Raw genomic sequence first — 9,014 nt, forward strand, 5'->3', positions numbered from 1 at the left:
CCGGCTGTCCGACATCCTCCGCGACCTCGAAGCCGACGAGTCCGCTCCGGCGCCCCCCGGGGCGACCCAAGGCCCGGTCGTCACGATGGCCGTCGAGCCCGGTCCGAGCCGGCCGATGGCGGAAGGCCACACTGCCGGCGCGTCGCTCCAGATCCCCGCGCCGCCCTCGGGGCGGCCCAGCCCCTTCGCAGCCAGGGGGCGCTCAGGCGCCGGCGGCCGCGGCGGGCTCGTCGTTCCCGGCATGGGTCGCATCACCGAGCTCAAGCCGGCGGACGCGAGCGCGCTGTCGGATTTGGACTCCATGTGGAGGGCCGAGGCCGAGCCGCTCCTCGGCAAGCGCGTCCTCGTGGCGGTGCGCAACGCGCGCGATCCCATGAAGGGCATCCTGGCCCAGGTGACCCAGGACGGCGTCATCCTCGACCAGAGCGGCAACAAGGTCGGCATCACCTACACGCGGGTGTCGACGATAGAAGCGGACACGACCCCCGACCCGGCCTAGCGGTTTCTAAGCGGCGCGCAAGGGTCGGGGCGCTCGACGCGAGGCCTCGGCCAGACGATGTGGTTGGCCGGCGCCGCCCGGCCGGTTTCCTCCGCTCCCGCCTCGACAAAGTCCACGATCAGCTGTCGGGCACCGGGCCGCAGCGCATCGACCTGATCGGCAAGACCCCCCGGCGCCTGATGCCCGCGCCCGACGATGACCACCACCTGCGGCGCCCGCTCGAGAGCCTGGAGGATCCGCCGCGCCATGGTGACGTTGCGCGCGTGCCAGGCGTCCACCATGCTAGGCACCGCGCCCGCCGGCAGGAGGCCGCAGTGGGCGGCCTCGATGTCGCGCGCGATGCCCCGCTCGCGATCGGCTTCCGGAGCCAGGCGCGAGACAAGCCTGATTCGCTCGTCGGCAGGCAGGGAGCCCAGCCCTTCCTTGGCGATGCGGCGCACCGTCCGCTGGTCCAGGTCGATCGCGACGAGCGGCAGGCCGTCGCGCCTTGCCTGGTCGAAGAGCGGCCGGTACATCTCGAAGTCGGGCCAGCTGCGGTCAACCCACCCAAGACGCTTCCCGACCGCGGCCGGGTCGGCGCCGTCGCGCATCGCCAGGTCCACAGCGGGCTGCTGGTCCTGGGCCAGCATCTCGAAGGCGAGGGCCGGCCGCGCGCCTCCGGCCAGCATGGCCTCGAGCACGCGCGCCTGGTCCATGTGGTGGTAGGGGTTGTCGTGGGATTCGCCGAGATAGACGATCTGGACCTCCCGCGCCCGGGCCGCGATACGGCGCGCGACAGCGGCTGGATCGTCGTCGAGCGATGGCGCCGCCGCGGCGCAACCCGCCATGGCGAGCGCGGCGGCGAGGCGCCGAGCAACCGAAGCCCGGATCACCCGAAGCTGAGCCGGGCGCCGTGGGTGAGGCGCGGATCGAGCGCGGCGCCAGGCGGGCCCCCGGTGAAGCGCGCGGCGTAGGGCCGGGGCCCGCGCGAGTCGACCCACTGGCCGATCTGCCCGCGTCCGTGACGGGGCTGCCCGCGTTCGGTTCTGGGCTGCCCGCGTTCGGTTCTGGGCTGAAGGAATTCCAGCGCGTGCGGGCCAATCGCGAAGCGCACACCGTCGGCGTCGAGGTCGTCGCGGTGGAGCGCCTCGCCCGGGCGCCCCAGCGCCGCCTCGTACCAGCCTTTCGCCTCGCCCACGCTCGCGACGGCCACCGTCACCGCCGCGAGACCCGTGACGCCGTTGGCATGACGGCTCTCCGGCGGCACGCGTTCGGCCCGCGGCCCCTCGTCACGGATGAGAAACGGGGCCACGCCGCGCTGCGGCCCTTCCGCGAGCGCCAGCACCCACCTGACAGCAAAGCCGTCGGGGCGCGTGCGCACCGAGGGTTTCGGATCCGTCATCGCTACCCCGGCGCGTCGGAAGGCCCCAGTGGCGGCGGCGAGGTCGTCGGTCTGCAGGCAGTAGTCCACGAGCCCGCCGCCGCGCCCGAGCGCCGTCCACCAGCGATGCTCAGGGTACGGCTCGTGGAAGGCGATCAGCTCGATGTAGGCGCCGGCGGCGAGCGCGATGAGCGCATTGTGGGTGCCGGCGGCGTGGCGACCGCCCGGCACGACGGAAAAGCCGAGCGCCGCGAGATCGCCGACGGCGATGACGAAATGGTCCACGCCGAGGAGCATCAGGCTCGGATCCTTCGGCGGAGCGCGTCCAGCGCGTGGCGGTAGCGCGGGTCGCCGGGCTCCAGGCGCGCGGCTTCCCGGCACGCGGCCAGCGCTTCGTCCGTTCGGCCGAGCCTCTCGAGCACGGCGGCCAGCCGCGCATGGGCCTCGGCGTGCTCCGGACTGATCCGTATGGCCTCGCGGTAGGCCGCCTCGCACTCGGCGTGCTTGCCCTGTTTCTCGAGCGCTGCCCAGAGATTGAAGTGGCTCTGCGCGTCTCCGGGGCGGAGCCTGAGTGCTTCGCGGAGCGCCGCCTCGGCTTCCGCATCGAGCCCCAGGGCCAGCAGGACGCGCCCTAGGCTCCGGTGCGATCCGACCCGGTGCGGCTTGACGCGAACGGCCTCGCGGAATATCTCGGCGGCCTCGGCGAGCCTTCCCTGCTCGCTCAGGACCTCGCCCAGGTCGGCCCATGCCCGCGCATAGGCGGAATTGAGCCTCACAGCCTCGCGGAACGCTGCCTCGGCCGGCTCGTAGCGTCCCAGGAAGTAGAGACCCATGCCCAGGCCCCGGTGAAGCGCCGCGCCGTCCGGCTTGAGTCTCAACGCCTCGCGATATGCCGCCTCGGACTCCGCGTAGCGCCCCTGGCGGCCCAGGCCCAATGCCAGGTTGCCCCAGGCCACGATGTCGGACGGGCTCAGCCGTATGGCGTCGCGCAGGGCCGTTTCGGCCTCGGCGTGGCGCCCCTGGCGGCCGAGCGCGATGCCGAGGTCGAGGTGGTGGTCGGGATTCTCGGGCGCGAGCCGCACCGCCTCGCGGAAGGCGGCCTCAGCATTGGCCTCGAGCCCTTGCGCCTCGAAGGCGACGCCGAGCGCCGCGTAGAGGTGGGCGTCGGTGGGCCGGAACGCCAGCGCGCGCGCATAGGCCTGTGCCTCCTGCTCCCAGTCACCCTGGCGCCGGCACACGGCCGCGAGACCCAGCCAGGCCGCGACGTCGTCACCGTCAAGCTGGAGCGCCTGCTCGAAGGCCGCCGCGGCATCGGGCAGCCGGCCCAGTCTCTCGAGGACGAGCCCAAGCCACCGATGCCATAGCCCGCGCGCGGGCTCCAGACGCGTCGCATCACGCCACGCGCCTGCCGCCTCGCCGTAGCGTCGGAGCCGCCACAGCGTGAGGCCCAGGCAGCCGTGGAGCCGCGCGAGACCCGGCCGCTGGCGGATCGCTTCGCGGTAGCGCGTCGCCGCCTGGCTAGAGCGCCGCGCGCGCCTGAGCGCGTCGGCCAGGTGGACGAGGGTCCGAAGCCGCGCCGGCTCGATACGGTGCGCTTCTTCGAGCGCGTAGGCCGCCTCTTCGAGACGACCCTGGGCCATCAGCACCACGCCCAGTCCGTCGTGCGCTATCGCGTGGCGAGGAGCGCGGGCGAGGGCCTCGCGGAACGCGGCTTCGGCCTCGGCGTAGCGCCCTTGAACGGCAAGCGCCCGGGCGAGGTTGACGTGCGCGTCGGCCACAGCCGGGGCCAGCCCGACGGCGTGGCGGAGCGCGGCTTCCTCTTCCGCCGCCCGGCCCTGGCGCCGGCACACGAGCCCGAGACGGAGATGCGCCAGTGCATGCCGCGGCTTGAGCCGGGCCGCCTCACGGTACGCGGCCTCGGCGTCGGCCCACAGCCGCATGTGCTCCAGAGCCAGGCCGAGCTTGAAGTGGGCCTCGACCGTGCGCGGCGCGAGACCGAGCGCCGCGCGGAGGGCCGCCGCGGCCTCCCCCCAGCGGCGCTGCTCGAGCAGGACCGCGCCCAGATCCACGTGCGCGGCCGGCGAGCGCGGCCAGAGCCGCGCCACCTCGCGGAACTCCGCTTCCGCCTCCTCCGGGCGGCGCTGGCGGCGGAGCGCCGCGCCGAGAGTGGCGCGGAGCTGGGCGTGGCGTGGATTGCCGGCGAGCGCTGCGCGGCAGAGGCTTTCCGCCTCGGCGAAGCGGCCGCCGGTGAGCGCCCGCGCCGCCTCCTTGAGCGCAGCCGCGCCCGACACGCCCGGCGCAGTGACGCGCTCAGAGCGCGATGGGCTCATCCACGTAGACCGTGTACGTCCGGGGCTTGCTGCGCGCGGCGTCGCCCGGGTCCACGTACATCATGGAGCTCTTGCCGCGGATCTCGGCAGGCAGCACCGAGACCCGGATGAACGAGGTCTCCTCGTCCTTGGCGGACACGGCCAGCACCGGCTCCTTGCCGCTCTCGAACCACGCGTCCCACGGGCGCATCGCCCGCGCCGTCCCCTGCCCTACGGTCACGTCGAGGCGCCCGTTCAGGAGACAGCGGATGCCGCCGCCCCGGTGACGGTGCGGCAGGGCGATTCCGCCGCGGTCGAAGTCCACGCGATCGCAGCGCAGGAGCCACGGCGCGCGAGGGTCGAGCGCCATCGGGTGCTCGAGGAGCACGCGGCCGCCCGCGGGAGGCGGCGGCTGGCGGACCAGCTCAAAGCGGAGCACACGGGCGCCCGAGGCCCCGGCCACGGCGGCGCCGGGCTTGGCGGCGAGATGAGCGCGGCCGGGCTCGAGCGGGCCGCTTGCGGCGCCACCCTCGATGCGAAGGTCTCCCGCCGCCAGGTAAAGCACACCCGCGGCCGAGGCGAGCGCGGGCTTGTAGCGCGCGCCGGGGGCGAGCGTGTCTTCGATCAACCGCAGCGAGTAGGGCACGGAAAGGCCTCCGGTCTCCTGAGAGCGAGTCTGGGGACATTATACGAGAGTTGACACGGCCGCCGGGGCGCCCGTAGGGTTGGCCGGTGACAGGCGCGGCGTTGGCGTTGGTGCTGGGCGCGGCGGTCATCCACGCGATGTGGAACGCGATGGCCAAGGGCGCGCGCGACCCGATGGCCATGCTCTGGTGGGCGGGGGTGCTCTCCTCGCTGCTCCTGGGACCGCCGGCTCTCTACGTGCTGGCGAGAGACGGCTTCAGGCCGAGCGCCCTGCCCTTCGTCGTCGCCACCGTCATCCTCCACAGCGTCTACTTCTTCGTCCTCGGCAAGGCGTACCAGACGGGGGACTTCTCCCTCGTCTACCCGATGGCGCGGGGCCTGGGCGTGGCCCTCGTGCCCGCCGGCGCCCTCTACTTCTTCGACGAGCGGCTCTCGGCGCTCGGCATCCTGGGTATCGCGCTGATCCTCGCGGGGATCTTCGCGCTCCACTGGCGGCGCGGCGCGTGGAGTGAGGACGCGCTCTTCAAGCCCGGCATCGGTTGGGCGGTCGCCACCGGATTCTGCATCGCTTCCTACTCGCTCGTGGACAAAGTCGGCGTGTCGCACATCAACCCGCTGCCCTACCTCTGGGCGATGATGCTGGGCTCCTGCATCTCGCTGCTACCGCCGGTGCTGGCGCGGCGCGGCTCCCTCGCGCGCGAGTGGCGCGAGAACCGCACCGCCGTGCTGCTGTCGGGAGTGCTGAGCCCGGGCGGCTATCTTCTCGTGCTCTTCGCCTTCCGGCTCTCCAAGGCGGGCTACGTCGTGGCGGGGCGCGAGGTCTCCATCGTCATCTCGGCGCTGATCGGGAGCCTCCTGTTCAAGGAGGGCGCCCTCGGCCAGCGCCTGATCGGCGCCGCCATCGTCGCGAGCGGCGTCATCTGCGTCGCCCTGGCCCGCTAAGGCGGGCCAACAACTCACTCCGGAAAGGACACGTCGACATGGCCACATACGCGGAGAAGTCAGCGGCCTTCCGGGCCCTGCATGCGCGCCCGGGGGCCTTCGTGATCCCGAACCCGTGGGATGCCGGCACGGCGCGGCTCCTGGCCTCGCTCGGCTTCGAGGCGCTCGCGACGACAAGCCTCGGGCTCGCGAACACGCTCGGACGCGCCGACGGCACGGGAGCGGTGAGCCGCGACGAGGTCCTGGCGAACTGCCGGGCGATCGCGGGCGCCACCGACCTGCCCGTCAACGCGGATCTGGAGAATTGCTACGCCGACGAGCCGGACGCCGCCGCCGGGATGATCCGGCTCGCCGCCGAGGCGGGCGTTGTCGGCGGCTCCATCGAGGACGCGACGGGCGACCCGCTGAATCCGATCTATGACTTCGAGCTGGCGGTGGAGCGCGTACGGGCCGCGGTCGAGGTAGCGCGGTCGCTGCCCACCCCGTTCATGCTGACGGCGCGGGCGGAGAATTTTCTGCATGGCCGTCGCGACCTCGACGACACGATCCGCCGGCTCCGGGCCTTCGAGGCGGCCGGCGCCGAGGTGCTCTACGCGCCGGGACTCAGGGATCTCGCCTCGATCCGCACCGTGACCGCCGCCGTCGGCAAGCCGGTCAATGTCGTGATGAGCGCGGCCGACCCGTCGATCACAGTCGCGCAGCTCGCCGAGGCCGGTGTGAAGCGCATCAGCGTCGGCGGCGCCCTCTCCCGCCTGGCGCTCGCGGCCTTCCTCAAGGGCGCCCGCGAAATGAAGGAGCAGGGATCGTTCACGTATATGCGCGACACGGTCCCGTCGGCGGAGCTCCGGCAGACCTTCGCCAGGTGGCGGTGACGCGGAGATCGCGGCCGGGTCGCGAGCTCCCACGCGACTCTGCCAGGCTTCCCGCGCGAGAGGCTCTCTGCTACCGTCGCCGCGGAAATCGGCAGGTCAACCGCGGTAGCTGATCCGGTAGATCGCCCCGGCGACATCGTCGGACACCAGCGGCGAGCCGTCTGAGCGTTGTCGACGTGGGCCACCAGCTCGATCGCAAATCCCTGCGGGAGCCTGATCGTGTCGAGCGGCAGCGGCGTCGGCTGCGCGGCCGCGACGGATGCGAGCAGCAGGGCGGAGATCCCGCAGCCGGACGCCCGCAGTCGGACGAAGGATGGCTGCGCGTCCGGGAGGGGACGGCCTACCGGTCCGGCGTGATGGTGGAGGCGATCACCCTGTTTCCGTCGGCCGTGACGACCCCTACGACCGTTATGGCGTCGCCGCTCTTCAGAAACTCGTAGGAGGTCTGATCGACCTTCGACACGTCCACGTCGAAGGTCCCCCCGCTGTCGGGAGCGAAGGCCATCGTCGTGCCCTGGACCCAGATGACGCGACCGTGGAAGACCCGGACCTCCTGTGCGATTGCCGCGCAGACGAGCCCCAGCAACAGGAGGGCTGCCACGGCACCGCGGGCCGCGCTTCTCATCGGCACCATAATGTGACGGGGCACCGCGCACGTCAAGAAGCCGGGCCGGGGCACAGCGGGCGCCCGCAGGCTACTCGCCCCTCCCCGCAGGCTACTCGCCCCTCAATGTCGGGTCGAGGACGTCCCGGAGCCAGTCGCCGGAGCGGCTGATCACGATCGAGGTGATCATGAGCACGATGCCGGGGCAGGTCGAGATCCACCACGCCGAGTCGAGGTAGTCGCGCCCGTCCTGGATCATGCCGCCCCACGAGGGCGTGGGCGGCTGGATGCCGAGCCCCAGAAAGGACAGCGTCGCCTCCAGCACGATGGAGCGCGCCAGCTCGAGGGTGGCGACCACGACGAGCGAGGCCAGCACGTTGGGCAGGACGTGGCGCAGGACGACGCGGACCACGGAGCCGCCGAGCGCGCGGATCGCCTCGACGAACTCGCGCGAGCGCAGCACCAGCACCTGGGCGCGGAGGATGCGCGCGTAGCTGACCCAGCCCGAGAGCCCGATGACGACGACCAGCGTCGGGAAGCTCGGGCCCAGGACGGCGATGATGCCGATCGCGAGCAGGATGAAGGGGAAGGCCAGCTGGGCGTCCGCCACCGTCATGATGACGGCATCCACGCGGCCGCCGCGGTACCCCGCCGCCAGGCCCAGCGTCGAGCCGATGAGCCCACCCACGAGCACGGCCGACAGGCCGACCACGAGCGACACCCGCGAGCCGTAGATCACGCGGGCGAGGATGTCGCGGCCGAGATGGTCCGTACCGAGGAGATGCGTGCGGCCGTCGGCGCCCTCCAGCGTCGGAGGCTTCAAGCGGGTGCGCAGCGACTGGCGCTCGGGGTCCTGCACCACCCACGGCGCCACGACCGCCAGCAGCGCCAGGAGCGCCACGAAGCCGAGCCCCAGCCGCATGAGCCAGGGCATGCGCCTGCCGCGCGGCCGCGACTCCTGCATCGCCGCCAGGGCGAGCTCAGCCGGCGCGGGCGCGGGGATCGAGGACGCCATAGAGAAGGTCGACGGCGAAGTTGATGACGATGAACATCACCGCCGCGAGAAAGACCGTGCACTGGACGACCGGGTAGTCTCGGTTGTAGATGGACTGGACGGCCAGCCTGCCGATGCCGGGCCAGGCGAAGACCGTCTCGGTCACCACGGCGCCGCCCAGGAGCGTGCCGAACTGGAGCGCCGTGATCGTCAGAATCGGGATGGAGGCGTTCTTGAGCGTGTGCTTGATGACGACGCTCAGCTCCCCGAGCCCCTTGGCGCGCGCCGTGCGGATGTAGTCGGCGCGTAGCACCTCGAGCACAGCCGAGCGCGTGAGCCGCGCGATCGAGGCCATGGTGAAGGCCCCGAGCGTGAGCGCCGGCAGCACCAGGTGTTGCCAGCCGCCGCGTCCGGAGGTGGGGAAGAGGTCGGCCTTGAGTGCTAACAGCAGGATGAAGAGGATACCGAGGAAAAACGTCGGCGCCGACTGGCCGATGAGCGCCAACCCCATGGCCGCATGGTCCAGGACAGAGTTGCGCTTCATGGCCGAGAGAAGCCCGATCGGCACGGCGAAGACCGCCGCCAAAACGAAGGCCGTGAGACCCAGCTCGAGCGTGGCCAGGATGTAGCCGCGCACGACGGTGAAGGCCGGCTCGCGGAAGTGCAGCGATGGGCCGAAGTCGAGCCTGAGCGTGTTGCCGAGGAAGACCGCGTACTGGACGGGCAGCGGCCGGTCGAGGCCCAGCTCGCGGCGCACCCGCTCCATCTCGCTGATGGGCGCGTCGGGAG

The 9,014-nt window shown here is 72.4% G+C and carries 10 protein-coding genes; 3 read left to right on the forward strand and 7 right to left on the reverse strand.

What is annotated here, in order from left to right; translation table 11 throughout:
- Nucleotides 1-499: hypothetical protein (locus tag VGV06_17385; GenBank protein HEV2056917.1), on the forward strand; the 499-nt coding region annotated here is incomplete at its 5' end.
- On the opposite strand, the gene VGV06_17390 is transcribed toward VGV06_17385, so the two are convergent.
- From VGV06_17390 to VGV06_17405, 4 genes are read right to left on the reverse strand one after another with little or no spacing between them, the layout of a single operon-like run.
- Complete coding sequence (locus tag VGV06_17390) at nucleotides 496-1,371, reverse strand: ChaN family lipoprotein (protein ID HEV2056918.1); 876 nt, start codon at nucleotides 1,369-1,371, stop codon at nucleotides 496-498. The genes VGV06_17385 and VGV06_17390 overlap by 4 nt on opposite strands.
- A complete protein-coding gene (locus tag VGV06_17395) occupies nucleotides 1,368-2,156 on the reverse strand; it encodes a VOC family protein (protein HEV2056919.1) in 789 nt (262 codons plus the stop codon). Before VGV06_17395 ends, VGV06_17390 begins: the two co-directional genes overlap by 4 nt.
- A complete protein-coding gene (locus VGV06_17400; protein HEV2056920.1) occupies nucleotides 2,156-4,189 on the reverse strand; it encodes a tetratricopeptide repeat protein in 2,034 nt (677 codons plus the stop codon). Before VGV06_17400 ends, VGV06_17395 begins: the two co-directional genes overlap by 1 nt.
- Nucleotides 4,170-4,814, reverse strand: a complete 645-nt coding sequence (locus tag VGV06_17405) for a hypothetical protein (GenBank protein ID HEV2056921.1) — start codon at nucleotides 4,812-4,814, stop codon at nucleotides 4,170-4,172. The genes VGV06_17400 and VGV06_17405 overlap by 20 nt, the downstream gene beginning before the upstream one ends.
- Nucleotides 4,815-4,900: 86 nt before the next feature.
- On the opposite strand from VGV06_17405, the gene VGV06_17410 reads away from it, so the two are divergent.
- Nucleotides 4,901-5,755: a DMT family transporter gene (locus VGV06_17410; GenBank protein ID HEV2056922.1), complete on the forward strand. Its 855-nt coding sequence runs from the start codon at nucleotides 4,901-4,903 to the stop codon at nucleotides 5,753-5,755.
- A gap of 38 nt (nucleotides 5,756-5,793) precedes the next feature.
- Nucleotides 5,794-6,627: an isocitrate lyase/phosphoenolpyruvate mutase family protein gene (locus VGV06_17415; GenBank protein HEV2056923.1), complete on the forward strand. Its 834-nt coding sequence runs from the start codon at nucleotides 5,794-5,796 to the stop codon at nucleotides 6,625-6,627.
- Between the two features lie 340 nt (nucleotides 6,628-6,967).
- Here the strand turns inward: VGV06_17415 and VGV06_17420 are convergent, their stop codons facing one another.
- The 3 genes from VGV06_17420 to VGV06_17430 form a co-directional block, all read right to left on the reverse strand.
- Entirely contained in the window at nucleotides 6,968-7,252 is a 285-nt protein-coding gene (locus VGV06_17420; protein ID HEV2056924.1) for a hypothetical protein, read from the reverse strand.
- Nucleotides 7,253-7,343: 91 nt separating this feature from the next.
- On the reverse strand, nucleotides 7,344-8,246 hold the full coding sequence (locus tag VGV06_17425) for an ABC transporter permease (GenBank protein HEV2056925.1): 903 nt from the start codon (nucleotides 8,244-8,246) through the stop codon (nucleotides 7,344-7,346).
- Nucleotides 8,212-9,014, reverse strand: an 803-nt coding sequence (locus VGV06_17430) for an ABC transporter permease (GenBank protein HEV2056926.1), incomplete at its 5' end; no start/stop codon positions are given. The genes VGV06_17425 and VGV06_17430, both read right to left, overlap by 35 nt.

It is taken from the genome of Candidatus Methylomirabilota bacterium (assembly GCA_035936835.1).
Taxonomy (GTDB): Bacteria; Methylomirabilota; Methylomirabilia; order Rokubacteriales; family CSP1-6; genus AR37.

Coding starts and splice junctions, on each gene's coding strand:
- VGV06_17395 (HEV2056919.1), bottom strand. CDS start 2,156: ATGCTCCTCGGCGTGGACCATTTCGTCATCGCCGTCGGCGATCTCGCG.
- VGV06_17400 (HEV2056920.1), bottom strand. CDS start 4,189: ATGAGCCCATCGCGCTCTGAGCGCGTCACTGCGCCGGGCGTGTCGGGC.
- VGV06_17415 (HEV2056923.1), top strand. CDS start 5,794: ATGGCCACATACGCGGAGAAGTCAGCGGCCTTCCGGGCCCTGCATGCG.
- VGV06_17420 (HEV2056924.1), bottom strand. CDS start 7,252: ATGAGAAGCGCGGCCCGCGGTGCCGTGGCAGCCCTCCTGTTGCTGGGG.
- VGV06_17425 (HEV2056925.1), bottom strand. CDS start 8,246: ATGGCGTCCTCGATCCCCGCGCCCGCGCCGGCTGAGCTCGCCCTGGCG.